Raw genomic sequence first — 18183 nt, 5'->3', positions numbered from 1 at the left:
TTACAGATAGCGGATAGTATAATCAAGTACCGCCTCTGCCGTACCGGGCTCAATGATATCCCGTGTCTGTATCAATGCTGCCTGCAAACGAATTTCTGCATTCCGCGCGGCTATGCGGTCAAAAGACATCCACTGATTAAACGTCACCGGCACCCCCTGCCTGGTTATCCGGATACCAATACCTTTTGCTCCGTTTTTACCCCGGCTAAGTTTCAGCGTACCGGCCATATTTCCTGCATTAAAATGTATACCACTCAACTTGATCTCTGCACCATTCAGTTGGCTGCACCGTAATCCGATAATGAATTCCTGCACACTGCCTGTGGCAACGGATCCTTTCCTGCGAAAATCAGTCCGTGATACACGCCCCAGATCAATTTCATTGGGAGCGGTAATATCACAGGCCTGCTGACGGATACTAAAACCGGAAAAATGGACATAGGGCTCTCTTATTGCCGAATACCATGTGTTATCTTTCATCATGGTAAACTTTGCCACTTGTGCCGCTGGTATTTTGTTCCCGGGAATAGCGCCTGTTTTGTGCAATATCACTGCCACGCGCCCCCGGTAATGAAGTTCACCTTTTACACGACGATCGCGGCAGATAATTTTATCTATATCAGTCCCCTGACTATTGCTACCGTCAATATAAAACGTATCTGTCGGACAGCCGGGATAGTCAATTTTGCCCCCCAGACTATAACCAACCCCTTCCGACAGATAAAAACCGAATGCCCTTCCGACGTTGTGCCGATTTTTTCACCAAATGCAGCGATACCAAACGAGACTGTGGTGTCTTCGGCAAAAATACAGTGGTAGCCCTGTGCCACTCCCGAATAAAAAGGACCGGCTATCGGCGCCATTAACGGTAACTGTTCACTGATTTCAGCAAGATGTATATCCGGGGTCAGCATAATGTCAGGCTCCGGCGTGGTACAGGCGGCTTTTGCATATGCGGGACAGATACTCAGCAACACACAGACAATACCCATTCTTCCTACATATATAATGTCATAAATCATTCAGTTACCCTCATTGACACTGTAGTGTCATTGTTACCAGCCCCTGATTTTCAGGGGGAACAGCAATTTTTGAGCCACACTGCTGCACGGGACTATTGCCCCATTTCGCCTGTAATAATCCGCTGTCAGGTAAACCGCTCAGATACACTTCCCCATCATCACCAACAATCCCGCTTACCGTACTGCCATCGTCTCTTTTTACCTGCACAAAAGCACCGAACGGAACACTGCCGGTCACTGTTTTCAGGACATAAATGACACGGTGCCCTTCCTGAACATCAAACCGGACCGCAACCAGCGCACCTTTTGACGGAATAACTATCTGAACCGGGTCGGCTATATCGGCATTAGCAGGTAATGTTTCCGGATCGATGTAAACAGTATTATGATTATAATTACTCAGTTGCGGAATAATGCTGAACCCGCGGCTATCCGTGGCAGCCGCATTGGAGTTCATAAGGCGGATATTTTCAACTCCGTTCATATCCACCAGCGCATTGCTTTCCCCCAGCGGACGTGACAGAGTTACCCCGTTACGATGAATAACCGCACTTCCCTGTAAACCGCCATTCCAGACATTACGGTTTCCGTCAGAACTGAAACCAGCTTGTAAATCCGCTTTGCCATAACGCGAATAGATTTCGCCTCCACGCTGGTGAGTACCCATTTTATGCTGATAGCCATGATGTAATGTATAGTTCAGGCGATAATAATCACCAGCAGTACCACTTACCGAGGTTTGAGTCCCGGAACCGGCGGCCTGATGATAGTAATAAAAATGGCTTCGCAGCTGCTGTGTGCCGAATTCCAGCGGAACCGAAAATGAGACAGATATCCGGTTATCTGCGTGCTGATAAGCCCCGCTGCTGCGATACTGATAGTTCACACCGTAATTGATATAATGCATACTGCCGTGATAGCCCGCATCCCATACTTTGTCAGATTGGCGGTGATTCACGCGGCGGTGGCGCTGGTGTGGCGTCCGTTCACTGTAACGATAGCTGAGAGACAGACTTCCCCATCCCGCCAGGGACTGTTGAAACTGACCCGACCACCGCCGTCCGGCAGATATAGGACTATATTCCTGTCCGGTATTATCTGAACCATGAATGGTTTCGCCCGCCCTCAGATAAAAGGAAGACCCTGTCGGTGGGATAATTTTCTGATAATTAATACGATAGCGCTGATAACGAAGCCTGTTTGCCTGATGTGTCAGCCAGTCCAGTGAAATCCCGCCCGCAGCCCCCATATTAACACCTGCCCCCATTCCGCCGCTTATTGCCCGGTGTGCCGTATATCCACCTCCGTACAGCGTCAGGAGGAATTGATACCGTATGCAGCCGTTCCCTGCATAAACCAGGTACTGTGTTCATTCTTCTGTCCGGTGCGTTTCCCTGCATCCAGGCTGTATTTTGTCCGCCCTTCACGCAGCATGACCGGGACATAAGCGCCGGGTTGAAAGTAGTGCTGAACAGTGCCGTTCGCCTCTTCAATCAGAACCTCAAGATCTGAACCCTGAAGACCATTATGAAGGTCATTAATCTCAAACTCGCCACCGGGTAATGACATCTGACGCAATATCATTCCCTGCTGTTTTATCGTCAGTTGTGCACTGTGTGCCGTAATTCCTCTGATAACAGGTGCATAACCCTGCTGATTCTGCGCAAACATTTCTTCACGGCTGATAAGATGGACGCCGGTGTAAGCACGGCTGTCAAATATAGGATCACTGCTGAACAATTCACCCAGTTGCAATTCACTCTTCAGCGGTGCAACCGGGCGATACAGCCAACTCCGCTGTGACTGCCATGAAAACTTTTCCTTCGTTTTATCCAGGTATCCCTGATGTCTGAAGCGCCATGCACCATAATTGAAACCACTGCGCAGTGATAAAGAGTGCCGGGTATCATAATAGTGACGGTCACGTGTATGAAATATGCGGTAATCATAGTCGAGTAAAAATGCGGTTATACCGTGATCCCACTGCGACATATCCCCGCTCCGCTGGTCGGCCGGCACAAAAAAACGCTGCGGAATAATAATATCCAGTGACTGCTGTGCGGCATCAAATGTAACATTCACCGCACTGACTAACCGCGTGATATCGTCAATCTGAACCTGGTCATCCACACGTTCAAATTCAGCACCCGCATCAGAGCGTAGTCCCCACATAAGCCACTGCTTGCGGGAAACCAAGGGTAACAGCTGTTTTCGGACAGGATGGTAACGAAACTCAATCCACTGTCCGGATTGTACCTGTTGATTAACAGACACAGAGACAAAATAACGGCCTTCAGTCTGGAACTGCCGTTCACTCAATTGCTGAAACTGTACAATATCGATTGCAGAATCCGTGCTGCCGATGCCCAAAGCCGCCGGGTTAAAATACGGTTTACTGAATGTGCTGACGGAATATATACCAGACACAATCATAAATATAAGATGAGTTTTTTTTTAAATACATATATCCGCAGTTATTTTTTAATTATTGAAAACTACTGGCCTGCTGATTACCCCGCCAAGATCACTAATATAATTAATAACAATATCATTTCCCTCATGAATGACATTAGCTGAAACAATCAACTCGCCAAAAGGCTGGATCATATCGGAAACAGAATGTTCTTTTTTATTTATATCAATACTCTTTACTGTTATATGATAGGGTGTTTTATTCAGTATTTTTATTTTTCTGCCTGATGTCTCATACTGTATTTTATTAAAATCAGGCTCTGTTAATCCATCCGGACGGTAAAATAATTTAAACTTAGAATTAATAACAACCTGTAATTTATTTTCAGCATCTGACTCTGTTGCAGGAATACCCCTAACATTCAGCCAGAACAAGGTTTCTCTGTCTGATTTTAAATCAGCCTTACGCAATAAAACACGAAACATACTTTTCTTTTTTTTATTTAACTGAAATATAACCGGTGTTATCGCAAAATCTTTCGTTTTATTAATGCCATCTTCATCCTCAATCCAGGACTGGATTAAGTAAGGTCGTTCACTATCCGTATTTTCAACCGGCACAGTGATCATTTTCCGGCTCTGAGGATAGATAAACCGGGTTCCGCCGACCACAATCCCCGCATATGCCTGGCTGCATACCATCCATAACGTGATAAAATAAATGATGTTTTTTTTCATAAAAAATTATCTGATATAGCAGGGCAGCAATCCGTATTACCACCCTGTAATTAATTAATTATAAGTAACGGTATAGTTTACGGTTGCATTTGCAGGTCCCGGTGTTGCCAGACCGGTCGCCAGATAGTTAGCAGCATACGTTTTTGAATAATCGCGTGAATCCTGGCGTAATGTAATTTTTTCGCTAATTCCTGCAGGGGTAACCGGGTCACCTGCTTCTGTCGAAATTTGGATACCAACCTTACCGGCACTTTCTTCATTTGTATTAAGTGCGAAAATGGCATTATTATCTGCATGAGCCACACCATTCATTGCGATCGTTAATGAACTCATAGACAGAGAACAATCTTTAATATCAATAGTAAATTCCACAGGATTGGTACGGCTGTTTATTTCTTTTAAAACAGCTGCAGAATGTGTTCCAAGTTCGACCTCCTGCTCTTTTTGAGTAATATTACAACTTGAGTCAGTTATCAAACCCTTAAATTTAATACTTCCGTCAATATATTCAGGATCTTTTGGCTCTACTGCTATTTCAGCAGGATCATCTGCAAATGAGGTTGCTGTGAACACAATTAAAGCTGAAACCATTAACTTACTTTTTAAATTAAACATCAATATCACACCTTATATTTGGTTATGTTATTAATAACCACGTAACAATATATTATCTGAGAGCATATAAACCAACGAGGTTAACAGGCGGCACAATATACCAGCAAATAATAAACACATTTAAAACAAAAAATAAATAGCGGATAATAAAATTAATTACGCTATCTGTAATGATTATAATATTATTATTTTTAGATTAATTTAATAAAAAAGCCACCTATATTCAGGTGGCTTATTGATAGCTAATTTAAATCAGAAATATAATTGATTTATTTATTTTTCATATCAAGTGCAGTTAATTCTGCAATCCGCATGATAACTGATACTGCCTGTTCCATCCCTTCCAGCGAAATAAACTCATGCTTACTGTGGAAATTATACCCCCCGGTAAACAGGTTCGGGCAGGGCAAACCACGGTAAGAGAGTTGTGCGCCATCAGTACCGCCACGGATAGGCTTGATATCCGGCTCAATATCACAGTCAATCATTGCCTGTTTGGCAAGTTCAATAACATGCGGGTGTTTCACCACATGGTCACGCATATTGTAATAGCTGTCGTCAATAGTCAGCTCAATATAGCAATCCGGATGCAGACCGTTGCCGATTTTTTCAGCAATGACAATCATGTTATTTTTGCGTTTTTCAAAGTTATTACGATCAAAATCCCGGATGATATAACTCATCTCCGCGCGTTCAACGGTTCCTTTGATACTTTGCAGATGATAAAACCCTTCATAACCCTCGGTATTTTCAGGAGTTTCTTCCGGCGGAAGTTCATTATGAATACGGGTTGCCAGCGAGAGTGCATTGACCATCACGCCTTTGGCACTGCCGGGATGAACGTTGTTTCCTTCAATACGGATAGAGACCGCCGCCGCATTAAAGTTCTCATATTCCAGCTCACCAACACCACCGCCATCCACGGTATATGCCCACTGAGCGCCGAATTTTTTCAGATCCACATACTGAGCACCGCGCCCGATTTCTTCATCCGGCGTGAAAGCAATGCGGATATCACCATGCGGAATGTCGCTGTTTTTCAGGCGGACCATTGCGGTGATAATTTCAGCAATACCTGCTTTATCATCTGCGCCGAGCAGGGTTTTGCCATCCGTCATGATCAGGGTTTTACCCAGCATGGTGTGCAGAACCGGGAACATCACCGGAGACAGTACTTCATCACCGATGCCGAGTGCGATATCACCGCCACGGTAGTTTTCCAGAACCTGAGGATTCACATTACGCCCGGAGAAATCCGGTGATGTATCAAGGTGGGATATAAAACCGATAACCGGCACCTGCCAGTCAACATTTGATGGTAATGAGGCCATAACACAGCCTTTATCATCCAGCGAGACATCTGACAGCCCCAGCGTTTTCAGTTCTTTTTCCAGAGCACGCGCCAACCTGAATTGACCGTCACTGCTTGGTGTCAATTTGCCTGAAGGCTTAGACTGGGTGTCAAACGAGACATACCCGAAAAAGCGCTCTAATAACTTATCCATGTGTTCCCCCGATAACATTGTTTTCTTATTATCAGGGAAACATAAATTGAGTTATTGAGACAAATCAGATTTAGTGTCGTTAATCCGTGCAATCAGGCTGCGGACATATTCATCCACCACCCGGCTTGCCTCTCCGTAATGACATTCTTCAAATTCACTCTGCACCCGGCTCGGCTCCAGATTCAGCTCCACCGTGTGAGCACCACTCAGCCGGGCTTCGTGAACAAACCCGGCAGCAGGATACACATGTCCGGATGTGCCTACAGCAATAAAAATATCCGCATCACTCAGCGCCTGATAAATGTCATCCATGCCAAACGGCATTTCACCAAACCAGACAATGTGCGGGCGCAGCGGTGACGGAAACTGGCAACAGTGGCAGCGCTCATCCACCGTGAGGTCACCGGTTCGTGACTGAACCTGTCCGGACATAGTGCAGCGGATTTTCAGTAATTCACCGTGCATATGAATAACCCGCTCACTACCTGCACGTTCATGCAGATTATCAATGTTTTGTGTCACCAGCAGGAAGTTATCACCCAGTTCCTGTTCCAGCGCAGCCAGCGCCAGATGTGCTGCATTCGGCGCAATAGCCGGGGATTGCAGTTGCCGGCGGCGATCATTATAAAATTGCTGTACCAGACGCGGATCACGGGCATACCCTTCCGGGGTCGCCACATCTTCAATGTTGTGCTCTTCCCACAAACCGTCTTCTGAGCGGAAAGTACGGATACCTGACTCTGCGGAGATCCCCGCGCCGGTCAGTACCACCACTTTCGGTTTAAACCTGTCCATTTCTCCGGCTTTCCATTTATCACGATAGAAAAAGCGTAAGTGAAAACGCAGACGTAACATCCGCCGCTGTTTACGTAACTTTCTTAATCTGTGTGTTCTGCGCATAATCCGGCCTTTATTTATCAAAATCCCTGTTCAGGGTAATCCATTTGCTGTAAGGATCCAACGTCATTACATATTCTGCGGTTTTACTGTCCGCTCAGAATACGGGCAGGCTCCAGCCGGCAGGCTCGTCGTGCCGGATACCAGCTTGCAATCAAACTCAGCACAATCGTTGTAAATATCACATATACAAGATCCGTCAGTTGCAGCTGTGACGGCAGAAAATCAATAAAATAGACATCCCCGGACAAGAGTTTATGTCCGGTCAGGTATTCCGCACCGCGCATAAGCGGTGTCAGATTCAGTGCCGCCAATGTACCGAGTATCGCGCCGCTGATACAGCCAACCATCCCGGTCATCAGTCCGTACCAAAGAAAAATGGCACGGATCAGGCCGTCTTTTGCGCCTAGCGTGCGCAAAATGGCAATATCACTGCTTTTATCTTTTACTGCAATAATGAGTGTGGAAACAATATTAAAGCACGCCACGCCGATAACCAGGATCATTGCCAGATACATAATACTGCGAACCATTTGAATATCGCTGTACATATAACCGTATTCATTGATCCAGCTTTTGTAATACACATGTTCGCGGCTGGCTTCGGCGGCCTGTAACACAATTTTATCTGCATTAAAAACATCGTTTACCCGGATTTCAATACCGGTAACACCGTCGCCATAATCCAGATATTGCTGTGCATCCTGTAGCGGGATCAGCGCCAGGCGGTGGTCGAGCATACCACTGAGGCGAAAAATGCCCGCAACCTGTAAACGGATACGTTTCGGCTGTAACAGACGCTCGCTGCTGTCATTATTCGGGATCATGATGGTCAGCCATTCACCGGGTTTGATACCGAGCGTTTTCGCCGCACCATCGCCGAGGATTATCTGATTCTGACCCGCTTTAAAATCCGCCCAGGCATTATCGGCAACAAAATCCGCCAGCCCGCTGACTTTCTGTTGTGTCTGCGGATCAACCCCCATCAGCTGCATTGCCTGAAGTTTTGTGCCTTTTTCCGCAAGCCCGGTAAACTCAATATAGGGACTCGCCGCCACAACGCCCGGGGTTTTCTGTATGCGCAATAAACTTTGCGCCCAGTTATCAAACGGCTGCTCAACCGTAGAAACCTGCCCCTGCGGCACAACAGACAGCACGCGGTTTTCCAGCTCACGCTCAAATCCGTTCATCGCGCTCAGCCCGATAATCAGTACCGCCACGCCCAACGTTATTCCCAGGGTCGAAATAACAGAGATAAACGATACCATCCCCGCTCTTTTCCGCCCTTTACTGAAGCGCAGCGCAGTCAGTAATGACAGCGGTAATGCATTCATACCGCCGTCTCCGGCTGTGGATTAAGTATCCCGTCGCGCATCTCCATCTGCCGCCCCATTTTATGGGCCAGCGCCAGATCGTGTGTCACCACCAGGAATGCAGTTCCGAGGGTTTTATTCAGCCCGGAGAGCAGGTCAAAAATACTTTGCGCATTGCGCTGATCAAGATTACCGGTCGGTTCATCCGCCAATACCAAAGACGGCTTATTCACCAGCGCACGGGCGATCGCCACGCGCTGACGCTCACCACCGGAAAGCTCAGAAGGCCGGTGCAACGCACGTTGTGCCACACCGGTATTTTCCAGCATCTCATACGCTTGTTTCAGCGCCTTGTCCCGCGCCATACCGCTTATCAGCAGCGGCATTGCCACATTTTCCTGTGCGGTAAAATCCGGCAACAGATGATGGAACTGATAGATAAAACCCATTTCTTCATTACGCAGTGCCGCCAGCGCATTCTGACTCATTGATGAGAGTGATGTTCCGTTGAAAATTACCTCACCGGAGGTCGGTGAATCCAGCCCGCCCAGCAAATGCAGCAATGTACTTTTTCCCGAACCCGAGCTGCCGACAATCGCCAGCATATCGCCACGTTTCAGCTCAAAATTAACCTGTTTCAGTACATCTGTTTCCACCACACCCTCGTGGTAGGATTTGCATAACTGACGACATGCCAGTAATAACTCACTCATAACGTAAAGCCTCCGCGGGTTGTACCGCTGCCGCCCGCCACGCAGGCCAGAGTGTGGATAATAAAGAGATAAGCATTGCCGCCGCGCCGATAGCCACCACGCGCAACGGCTCAATCACCGTCGGCAGCGCGATACCTTTCGGAATAAGCCCCATCAGCGGCATCAGAATATTCAGTTGTGAAGAGAGCAGAACCCCCAGGAGCATACCGATTACAGAACCCAGTATCCCCGCGCCTGCCCCCTGAATGATAAAAATCAGCATTATTTTGCCGCGCGTCATACCCAGCGTTTTCAGGATAGCAACTTCGGTTTGTTTCTCCATCACCAGCAGCGCCAGTGATGTGACAATATTAAATGCCGCAACAGCGATAATCAGGCCGAGCAACAGCCCCATCATATTTTTTTCCATGCGTACCGCCTGGAAAAACTCGCCTTTCTGAACACGCCAGTCTGTCCAGGTCAGCCCGTCCGGTAAAGTCTGCTGACTGAGCGTGTCCACCATCAGAGGCTGTGACAGATACAACCGCCAGCCGGTGATATGGCCCGGCGCGTAGCGCATCAGACGTGCGGCATCGTCCTGATTCATCAGAATTTGATTTTTATCGGACTCGCTGCCCGAGGAAAAAATACCCGCCACGGTAAATAACCGCTGGCTGGGAATACGCCCCATCGGCGTCAGTTGTGAGACATTCGGCACCAGAACACGGACAGTATCCCCGCGTTTCAGTCCCATTTTTACCGCCACCCCCTCACCCAGAACAACATGATATTGTCCTGCCGTCAGTTCAGATGCGCGGGTGTTCACCAGATGCGCCATCAGGGGCTCCGTTCCCTGCGGATCAACACCTGTCACCGTCGCTATTCCGACATTCCCTCTGCTTTGCAGCACCACATCGCCGGTGACAATCGGTGCAGTCTGTACCACATCACGCAGCCCTGAGAGCTGAGAAACCGGATGCGCCTGCGGATCCAGGACACCGGCCGGTGTGGTTATCACCGCCTGTGGCATAAAATCCAGAATGCTTTGTTGCAGTGAACGCTCGAACCCGTTCATCACTGACGTGACGGTGATCAGCGCCGCGACCCCTAATGTGATACCGATTGCGGAAAGCAGAGAAACAAAACGGGCAAAACGATCCCCGCCCCGTCCCCGCATATAGCGCAGACCGATTAAAAATGAGACAGATTGAAACATGAAATCTGAACGCCCCTGTTGCCAAAGCGAAGTGTTCAGGGATAATAAAGGCTCCGTTAGATGAATGGAACCACTCACGTCCGTTTACAATGGTTTTTTTTCATTTATACCCTTATTCATTCAAACTGCAGGTTCGTTGGCAGCGCTCAATCAGCCGGGTCACATACTGATGTATGCTCCCCGTCTGTTTTCCCTTGCCGCCTGCCTGCATCCTGAATGACGTTGGGTATATAGTCAGCGTATTGCCGGTGAAAACGCCACAAATAAGGTAATACGGTGGCATGATATCGTTCAGAATTATTATCTTTTACAGGGCAGCCACATATATCTGCCCGGAAAACCGAAGCCTGATGGAAAACCGAATGTCGCTGAAAACACGTTATGATCTTCCGCTCCGTGCCGCAGACACCCGCCAGCTCGGTGAAATGACCGGCGCTGCCTGCGCCGTTGAAAGTGCGGCAATTATTGACCGCCACACCGGACCCGTTATCCTGGTTACCCGCGATATGCAGAATGCATTGCGTCTGCGTGATGAAATCCGCCAGTTTACCGCGCTGCCGGCAGAGACTCTCGCTGACTGGGAAACACTGCCTTATGACAGTTTTTCGCCGCATCAGGAAATTATCTCCAACCGGTTGTCGACCTTATACCGCCTGCCAACTCTGGAAAAAGGCGCTCTTATTCTGCCGGTGAATACTCTGATGCAAAAACTGTGCCCGCCTGAATTCCTCACCGCCCATGCACTGGTGATGGCAAAAGGCGAAAAATTATCGCGGGACAAACTGCGCGATGAACTGGTTCAGGGTGGTTACCGCAGCGTTGAGCAAGTGCTGGAGCACGGTGAATTTGCTATCCGCGGCGCATTGCTGGATCTCTTTCCTATGGGCAGTGAACTGCCGTTCCGCATTGATTTTTTTGATGATGAAATTGACAGCCTGCGCACCTTTGATGTCGATACCCAGCGCACGCTGGATGAAGTTGATGCGATTAATCTGTTGCCCGCTCACGAATTTCCGACCGACAAAGAGGCCATCGAGCTGTTCCGCAGTCAGTGGCGGGAAACCTTTGAGGTGCGCCGCGACCCGGAGCATATTTATCAGCAGGTCAGTAAAAACACGCTGCCCGCCGGTATTGAATACTGGCAACCGCTATTTTTCAGCACACCGCTGGTCTCTCTCTTTGATTATCTGCCGGAAAATACCCTGCTGGTCACACAAGATCTGCAATCTCACGCCGAACGCTTCAGCCTGGATGTAAACCAGCGCTTTGAAAGCCGCGGCGTTGACCCGATGCGCCCGCTTCTGCCTCCGGCACAACTCTGGCTGACCACGGATGAACTGAACCGGCACCTGAAAGCATTCCCGCGCCTGCAACTCAATAATGAAAAATTACCGGCCAAAGCCGCAAATACCAATCTGGGCTATGCACCGCTGCCGGATATTAAAGTCAATCCGCAGCTGAAATCGCCTCTCGACCCGCTGCGCCGCTTCCTGGAAACCTTTGAGGGCGCAGTCATTTTCTCGGTTGAGAGTGAAGGCCGCCGGGAAAGTGTTCAGGAACTGCTGGCACGGATCAAAATAAAACCGACAGAAATCCGCCACCTGCAGGATGCCGCAGCCCCGGGTATTTATGTAATGATCGGTGCGGCGGAGCATGGCTTTATTGATAATGTTCTGCAACGCGCCCTGATTTGTGAAAGTGATATGCTCGGTGAGCGCGTGGTGCGCCGCCGTCAGGATCAGCGCCGTACCATCAATACCGATACTCTGATCCGCAATCTGGCAGAGCTGCGTCCCGGTCAGCCGGTGGTGCATCTGGAGCACGGCGTCGGGCGCTATCAGGGATTAACCACCCTCGAAGCGGGCGGTATCAAAGCGGAATATCTTATCCTCACCTACGCCGGTGAAGATAAACTGTATGTCCCGGTTTCATCCCTGCATCTTATCAGCCGTTATGCAGGCGGTGCTGATGACAGTGCGCCGCTGCATAAACTCGGCGGGGAGGCCTGGAGCAAAGCGCGGCAGAAAGCGGCTGAAAAAGTGCGGGATGTTGCCGCGCAACTGCTGGATATCTATGCACAACGCGCCGTCAAACCCGGGTTTGCCTTTAAGCACGACCGCGAACAGTACCGCGAATTTTGTCAGGCGTTTCCGTTTGAAACTACCGCGGATCAGGAACAGGCGATTAATGCTGTACTGAGTGATATGTGTCAGCCGGTAGCGATGGACAGACTGGTGTGCGGCGATGTCGGTTTCGGTAAAACAGAAGTGGCCATGCGCGCTGCATTTCTGGCGGTCAATAACCACAAACAGGTTGCCGTTCTGGTACCGACCACCCTGCTGGCACAGCAGCATTATGATAACTTCCGTGACCGCTTTGCCAACTGGCCGGTACGGATTGAAGTCCTCTCCCGGTTCCGCAGCGCCAAAGAGCAGCAGCAGGTACTGGAAGCCACACAGGAAGGTAAAGTCGATATTATTATCGGCACTCATAAGCTATTGCAAAGTGATGTGCACTGGCATGATCTCGGGTTGCTGGTGGTTGATGAAGAGCACCGCTTTGGTGTCCGTCACAAAGAGCGTATCAAAGCTATGCGTGCCGATGTTGATATTCTGACACTCACCGCCACGCCTATCCCGCGTACGCTGAATATGGCTATGAGCGGTATGCGTGACCTCTCGATTATCGCCACCCCGCCGGCGCGGCGCCTGGCGGTAAAAACCTTTGTCCGTCAGTATGATGAACTGGTTGTTCGCGAGGCTATTCTGCGTGAAGTGCTGCGCGGCGGGCAGGTCTATTATCTCTATAATGATGTGGAAAATATCGAAAAAACCCGCGACCGCCTTGCGGAGTTGGTGCCGGAAGCCCGTATTGCCACAGGCCACGGGCAGATGCGCGAGCGTGAACTGGAACGTGTAATGACCGATTTCCACCACCAGCGTTTTAATGTGCTGGTATGTACCACGATTATTGAAACCGGTATCGATATTCCCAGCGCCAATACCATTATTATTGAACGGGCGGATCATTTCGGGCTGGCGCAATTGCACCAGTTACGCGGGCGTGTCGGGCGATCACATCACCAGGCGTATGCTTACCTGCTGACACCGCACCCGAAATCAATGACAACCGATGCCCATAAACGCCTTGAAGCTATCGCGTCACTGGAAGACCTCGGCGCCGGGTTTGCCCTCGCCACACATGACCTTGAGATCCGCGGTGCCGGGGAATTACTGGGTGATGACCAGAGCGGGCAGATGGCCAGCATCGGTTTCACCTTGTATATGGAGCTGCTGGAAAGTGCGGTTGAATCCCTGAAAAACGGGCGCGAGCCGTCACTGGAAGATCTCACCCAAAATCAGACAGATGTTGAACTGCGGATGCCTGCCCTGCTGCCGGATGATTACCTGCCGGATGTGAATATGCGCCTCTCTTTCTATAAACGGATTGCCAGCGCCCGCAGCGATACCGAACTGACCGAGCTTAAAATTGAGCTGATTGACCGCTTCGGATTACTGCCGGATGCCGCCCGCAATTTACTGGCGGCGGCACAGTTACGTTTACTGGCGCAACAACTGGGTATTAAACGGATTGAGGCTCAGGAGAAAGGTGGCTTTATTGAGTTCAGTGAGAAAAACCATGTTGATCCCGGCTACCTTATCGGATTACTGCAAAATAATCCGAAACAGTACCGGCTGGATGGCCCGGCAAAACTGAAATTTATCTGTGACCTGAGCTCACGCCCGAAACGCATTGAGTTTATCACGGAGTTACTGACAGCCTTTGCTGCCCATACTGCATAAATTTTCTTTTGTCAGAATACAGAAAGCATCTCTTAATACGCGCCGGCTTCCCTGCCGGCGTTTTTTATGAATGAATAAAAAGTCACTTATTGCGAATAATAATTTGTAAATCAATCATAACATAGGTTAGTATTTGCCTGCACATAATTAAAAAAACAGGGTAAATACTATGGATCGTCGTTTGTTTCTCAAATCAACCGGGGTTGTTCTCGGCGGTTTAAGTGCCGCCTCACTGGTCAGTCACAGCCATGCCGCCACCGATGCGGCAAACATGACAGTACCTGCGGCTCCGTTCGGTGAAAAAAATCCGCTGCTGCTCAATTTCAACGAAAATTCACTGGGTATGTCAGCAAATGCCCGCCGGGCAATTGTTGAATCACTGCCAAATGCATTCCGTTATCCGGATGCCGCCCGTGAAGCGCTGGTTGAGCAAATTGCCGCACACTACTCTCTGACACCGGAGCACATCAGCTTAGGAAATGGTTCATCAGAAACGATTCAGGCTGCAGTACAGATGCTGGTCGCGAATGCACAGAAAAAACAGCAACCGGTACAATTAATCGTACCAGACCCGACGTTTAATTATGCTGAGTTATATGCACAACCGCTGGGTGTCAATATTGTCAAAGTCCCTCTGAAAGCCGATCTCTCTTTTGATCTGGCGGCGATGCAGGCCATTGCTGATAATTTTGCCGGGCACTCCATCATTTATATCTGTAACCCGAATAACCCGACAGCGATGATAACCCCGGCATCTGATTTAGCGGTATGGATCAAAAAAGCGCCTTTACAGCAAAATTTTATTATTGATGAAGCCTATGCGGAGTTTGTTTCTGACCCGAAATTTAAAAGTGCGGTTGAATGGGTTTCTGCGGGAAAATCTAATATTATCGTAACCCGGACGTTTTCAAAAATATTTGCACTGGCGGGATTACGTGTCGGATACGGTATTGCGGTGCCGGAAGTAACAGAACAGATTAATAATTTCAATTCTATCGATAATACAAATATAGCAGGTGCCGTTGCCGCGTTAGCCTCAATTAACGATACATCGTTTATTGACTACAGCCGTAAATCAACAGATGTTTCACGGGAAATTGTTATAGCGGCACTGACTGAATTAAATCTGGCTTACGCACCTTCACAGGCTAATTTTATCTTTCACCAGGTGAACGGTGATGTAAAAACCTACCAGCAACGAATGAAAGAGAATCATATTATGGTCGGACGTGAATTTCCGCCGGTGATTGGCAAAAGCCGTCTGACATTAGGTACGCCGGAAGAAATGCTGCAGTTTGTTGCTGTATTAAAACAGTTTCGCCGGAAAGGCTGGATTTAATTATAATCTAAATTAAATTAAAAGTGACTTATACCCTTATTCATTCAAACCGCAGGTTCATTGGCTGCTCTCAGATATCCGGGTCACATAGTTTATCTATGCTCCCCGGATATCTTCCCTTGCCGCCTGCCTGCAACTTGAATAATGTTGGGTAAATGCCGGTTTATGATATAAACCGGCATTTTCTTTTCTTGTCTGTTATGCAATTTATTTCCCGTTACTTAATCCGGGTAAAATGATCAGGCGCCCGGTGTTATCAACCGGCATCGCATCCCCGGGGTTATAATTAATCCTGACCTTACCGACAGTATTATTAATCTTATACACCACATCATATCCGACTATCCGGTGCTCATAGGTAAAGACCTCAGTACAGGAGCGATAAGCCGCTCCGCCGTACAAGCGCGGAGGTTTGAGCAGCATTTCATACAGCAGATACGGCGTGCAGGTTTCTGACGTCGGGCGGATAATATCCAGATGCTCTGGTTTAAGAGGCCCCGGCATCGGTATCAGATCGCAGTATTCATGGCGTACAGGTACAGTCGCCATAATCGCCTCAGAGGATAAAACCCTGGCAATAGCCGGGTGTTTATTTTTAATAACAGCGAAGGAAATAATCACAACAAAAATAACAATAAGGAGGAATAACCCTCTTACTGTAATCCACGTTACTGATTTTTGTTTATGTTTATTCATTGTCAACGTATATAAATATCTGGCAGTGGTTATTAGGATAATTCTTATTTATTAACAGATCATTCTTCAGCTGTTCAGCTATAACGTTATATTCTCATAGCCCTGCTAAATAAAGGTTAAATAATAATAAAATGATAAGATTAACTATCTTATTTATTAATTCAATTCAGCTCACGGCGTACTGACAATGATCAACAATGATTAAGAAAGAGTAGTATCTTCTCTATTTTATCAAATACCACAAGAATTATCTGTTAGTCATTGCGCTAAATAGTATTTTTACACACAACGGGGAAATGTATATTTACCGGTATACCCTGTGAAACGGCAAAACCGAATACCCCTTCTTTTAACATGGCTTTAATTATTCTATTTTTTGCCTGCCTGCTGCCTTTCTTATCTGCCGGTCAATTAAATCAGGATGTATGATTATTTCAGCGATACACGGTCCGGCAAGGTAAAAATAACGCCCGCAGGCGTTATTTTTCATATAATTAACATTAATGTAATTTAAGTCTCGGACGGATAATCCGGTTTATTCCCCCGACCAGCATCATCAGCCCGGTTTTAATATAGCCATGTAATGCTATCTGATGCATACGATACAGCGAAATATACATAATACGGGCAATACGCCCTTCAATCATCATATTCCCCCGCATCAGGTTCCCCATCAGACTGCCGACAGTACTGAAGCGGGAGAGCGACACCAGCGAACCGTGATCTTTAAACACATAATCCTTCAGAGGCTTATTACTGAGTACTGCCAGGATATTGTGATAACAGCGCGTCGCCATCTGATGGGCAGACTGCGCGCGCGGCGGCACAAAACCCCCCTCTTTTTTCGGGCAGGATGAGCAGTCGCCGATGGCAAAAATAGCGTCATCAAGGGTTGTCTGTAATGTCGGCTTCACAACTAACTGGTTGATACGGTTAGTTTCCAGTCCACCGATATCCTTCAGGAAATCAGGTGCTTTAATACCGGCGGCCCAGACCATCAGACTTGCGGTGATGTGCTCACCTTCTTTGGTATTCAGCCCGGAGTCATCCGCGCTGGTAACCATTGTCTGAGTCATGACACGGACGCCCAGCTTGCTCAGTTCCTGATGTGCGGCGCCGGCAATTTTTGGCGGTAATGCAGGCAGAATGCGCTCACCGGCTTCCACCAGCGTCACATTCAGTGCATCGGTATTCAGACCTTTAAATCCGTAGCTGTGCAGCTGTTCAACAGCATTGTACAGCTCAGCCGATAACTCAACGCCCGTTGCCCCGCCGCCGACAATAGCGATATTCACTTTATCACCCTCGCCGTGGCTGGCAGAATACTTCAGAAACAGATTCAGCATCTCATTATGGAAGCGTTTCGCCTGTGTCGGGCTGTCCAGGAAAATACAGTTATCCCTGATACCCGGCGTGCCGAAATCGTTTGAGGTGCTTCCCAGCGCCATAACGAGGATGTCATAGTCCAGGTCACGCTCAGGTACAAGCAATTCACCGCTGTTATCACGGATCTCTGCCAGGGTTACCTTTTTACTGTCACGATCAAGGCCTGTCATCGCACCCAGTTGGAAATTAAAGTAATGGTTACGGGCATGCGCCAGATAGCTCAGTGCATCCACACCATCGTCCAGAGAGCCGGTCGCGACCTCATGCAGAAGAGGTTTCCATAAATGGCTGCTGTTGCGATCGACTAAGGTGATTTCCGCTTTTTTCTTCTTACCGAGTTTATGGCCGAGCTGTGTTGCCAGTTCCAGGCCGCCCGCGCCACCGCCGATAATCACAATTTTCGTATTAGGTGTAGTCATAACATCCTCTGAAAAATAATCTAACGTTATCTCACGGCTTTTCTGAAAAACAGTGAGATAACATCAGATAAAACTGAATCGAGTCACATCATGGTATAGCACAATAGGTAATTTGGTCATACCAAAATTG

Annotated in this window: 14 protein-coding genes and 1 pseudogene; 2 read left to right on the top strand and 13 right to left on the bottom strand. The window is 48.1% G+C overall.

The window, feature by feature from the left end; translation table 11 throughout:
* From AYY17_RS19415 to lolC, 11 genes and pseudogenes are all read right to left on the bottom strand, one after another.
* The gene (locus AYY17_RS19415) at positions 1 to 558 is read right to left on the bottom strand and encodes a fimbrial protein (protein ID WP_067426530.1); all 558 of its coding nucleotides are present in this window, start codon (positions 556 to 558) and stop codon (positions 1 to 3) included.
* A gap of 56 nt (positions 559 to 614) precedes the next feature.
* Positions 615 to 1022: a hypothetical protein gene (locus AYY17_RS19410; RefSeq protein WP_067426525.1), complete on the bottom strand. Its 408-nt coding sequence runs from the start codon at positions 1020 to 1022 to the stop codon at positions 615 to 617.
* A gap of 10 nt (positions 1023 to 1032) precedes the next feature.
* Entirely contained in the window at positions 1033 to 1230 is a 198-nt protein-coding gene (locus AYY17_RS22470; RefSeq protein ID WP_235845439.1) for a FimD/PapC C-terminal domain-containing protein, read from the bottom strand.
* Between the two features lie 132 nt (positions 1231 to 1362).
* Positions 1363 to 3455 (bottom strand): annotated as a pseudogene (locus AYY17_RS19405) (fimbria/pilus outer membrane usher protein); the annotation flags it as partial.
* A 48-nt stretch (positions 3456 to 3503) separates the two neighbouring features.
* The gene (locus AYY17_RS19400) at positions 3504 to 4172 is read right to left on the bottom strand and encodes a fimbrial biogenesis chaperone (RefSeq protein ID WP_067426521.1); all 669 of its coding nucleotides are present in this window, start codon (positions 4170 to 4172) and stop codon (positions 3504 to 3506) included.
* Between the two features lie 54 nt (positions 4173 to 4226).
* Positions 4227 to 4787, bottom strand: a complete 561-nt coding sequence (locus AYY17_RS19395) for a fimbrial protein (RefSeq protein WP_067426518.1) — start codon at positions 4785 to 4787, stop codon at positions 4227 to 4229.
* Positions 4788 to 5056: 269 nt separating this feature from the next.
* Positions 5057 to 6292, bottom strand: coding sequence for a peptidase T (gene pepT, locus AYY17_RS19390; protein ID WP_067426514.1), 1236 nt, complete (start codon positions 6290 to 6292; stop codon positions 5057 to 5059).
* A 51-nt stretch (positions 6293 to 6343) separates the two neighbouring features.
* Positions 6344 to 7192, bottom strand: coding sequence for a Sir2 family NAD+-dependent deacetylase (cobB, locus tag AYY17_RS19385; RefSeq protein WP_067426511.1), 849 nt, complete (start codon positions 7190 to 7192; stop codon positions 6344 to 6346).
* 83 nt (positions 7193 to 7275) lie between these two features.
* Positions 7276 to 8523, bottom strand: coding sequence for a lipoprotein-releasing ABC transporter permease subunit LolE (gene lolE / locus AYY17_RS19380; protein ID WP_067426508.1), 1248 nt, complete (start codon positions 8521 to 8523; stop codon positions 7276 to 7278).
* Entirely contained in the window at positions 8520 to 9215 is a 696-nt protein-coding gene (gene lolD, locus AYY17_RS19375) for a lipoprotein-releasing ABC transporter ATP-binding protein LolD (protein ID WP_067402701.1), read from the bottom strand. Before lolD ends, lolE begins: the two co-directional genes overlap by 4 nt.
* On the bottom strand, positions 9208 to 10410 hold the full coding sequence (gene lolC / locus AYY17_RS19370; RefSeq protein ID WP_067426505.1) for a lipoprotein-releasing ABC transporter permease subunit LolC: 1203 nt from the start codon (positions 10408 to 10410) through the stop codon (positions 9208 to 9210). The genes lolD and lolC overlap by 8 nt, the downstream gene beginning before the upstream one ends.
* 362 nt (positions 10411 to 10772) lie before the next feature.
* Between lolC and mfd the strand changes: the two genes are divergently transcribed.
* Both mfd and AYY17_RS19360 read left to right on the top strand, forming a co-directional pair.
* Positions 10773 to 14213 (top strand): transcription-repair coupling factor, encoded by a 3441-nt coding sequence (gene mfd, locus AYY17_RS19365; protein ID WP_067426762.1) that lies wholly within the window; start codon positions 10773 to 10775, stop codon positions 14211 to 14213.
* A gap of 169 nt (positions 14214 to 14382) precedes the next feature.
* A complete protein-coding gene (locus AYY17_RS19360; RefSeq protein ID WP_067426502.1) occupies positions 14383 to 15552 on the top strand; it encodes a pyridoxal phosphate-dependent aminotransferase in 1170 nt (389 codons plus the stop codon).
* A gap of 207 nt (positions 15553 to 15759) precedes the next feature.
* Here AYY17_RS19360 and AYY17_RS19355 read toward each other — a convergent pair whose 3' ends face one another.
* Positions 15760 to 16101 (bottom strand): glycine zipper 2TM domain-containing protein, encoded by a 342-nt coding sequence (locus AYY17_RS19355; protein WP_235845434.1) that lies wholly within the window; start codon positions 16099 to 16101, stop codon positions 15760 to 15762.
* A gap of 647 nt (positions 16102 to 16748) precedes the next feature.
* Positions 16749 to 18053, bottom strand: a complete 1305-nt coding sequence (locus AYY17_RS19350; RefSeq protein WP_067426496.1) for an NAD(P)/FAD-dependent oxidoreductase — start codon at positions 18051 to 18053, stop codon at positions 16749 to 16751.
* Between the last annotated feature and the right edge of the window lie 130 nt (positions 18054 to 18183).

Source organism: Morganella psychrotolerans (assembly GCF_001676055.1).
In the GTDB taxonomy this organism is placed as follows: Bacteria; Pseudomonadota; Gammaproteobacteria; order Enterobacterales; family Enterobacteriaceae; genus Morganella; species Morganella psychrotolerans_B.
The sequence above is the reverse complement of the archived record's forward strand: the minus strand, read 5'-3'. Positions and strand labels throughout refer to the sequence as shown.

Coding starts and splice junctions, on each gene's coding strand:
- AYY17_RS19410 (WP_067426525.1), bottom strand. CDS start 1,022: ATGATTTATGACATTATATATGTAGGAAGAATGGGTATTGTCTGTGTG.
- AYY17_RS19400 (WP_067426521.1), bottom strand. CDS start 4,172: ATGAAAAAAAACATCATTTATTTTATCACGTTATGGATGGTATGCAGC.
- AYY17_RS19395 (WP_067426518.1), bottom strand. CDS start 4,787: ATGTTTAATTTAAAAAGTAAGTTAATGGTTTCAGCTTTAATTGTGTTC.
- pepT (WP_067426514.1), bottom strand. CDS start 6,292: ATGGATAAGTTATTAGAGCGCTTTTTCGGGTATGTCTCGTTTGACACC.
- cobB (WP_067426511.1), bottom strand. CDS start 7,192: ATGCGCAGAACACACAGATTAAGAAAGTTACGTAAACAGCGGCGGATG.
- lolE (WP_067426508.1), bottom strand. CDS start 8,523: ATGAATGCATTACCGCTGTCATTACTGACTGCGCTGCGCTTCAGTAAA.
- lolD (WP_067402701.1), bottom strand. CDS start 9,215: ATGAGTGAGTTATTACTGGCATGTCGTCAGTTATGCAAATCCTACCAC.
- lolC (WP_067426505.1), bottom strand. CDS start 10,410: ATGTTTCAATCTGTCTCATTTTTAATCGGTCTGCGCTATATGCGGGGA.
- mfd (WP_067426762.1), top strand. CDS start 10,773: ATGTCGCTGAAAACACGTTATGATCTTCCGCTCCGTGCCGCAGACACC.
- AYY17_RS19360 (WP_067426502.1), top strand. CDS start 14,383: ATGGATCGTCGTTTGTTTCTCAAATCAACCGGGGTTGTTCTCGGCGGT.
- AYY17_RS19355 (WP_235845434.1), bottom strand. CDS start 16,101: ATGGCGACTGTACCTGTACGCCATGAATACTGCGATCTGATACCGATG.
- AYY17_RS19350 (WP_067426496.1), bottom strand. CDS start 18,053: ATGACTACACCTAATACGAAAATTGTGATTATCGGCGGTGGCGCGGGC.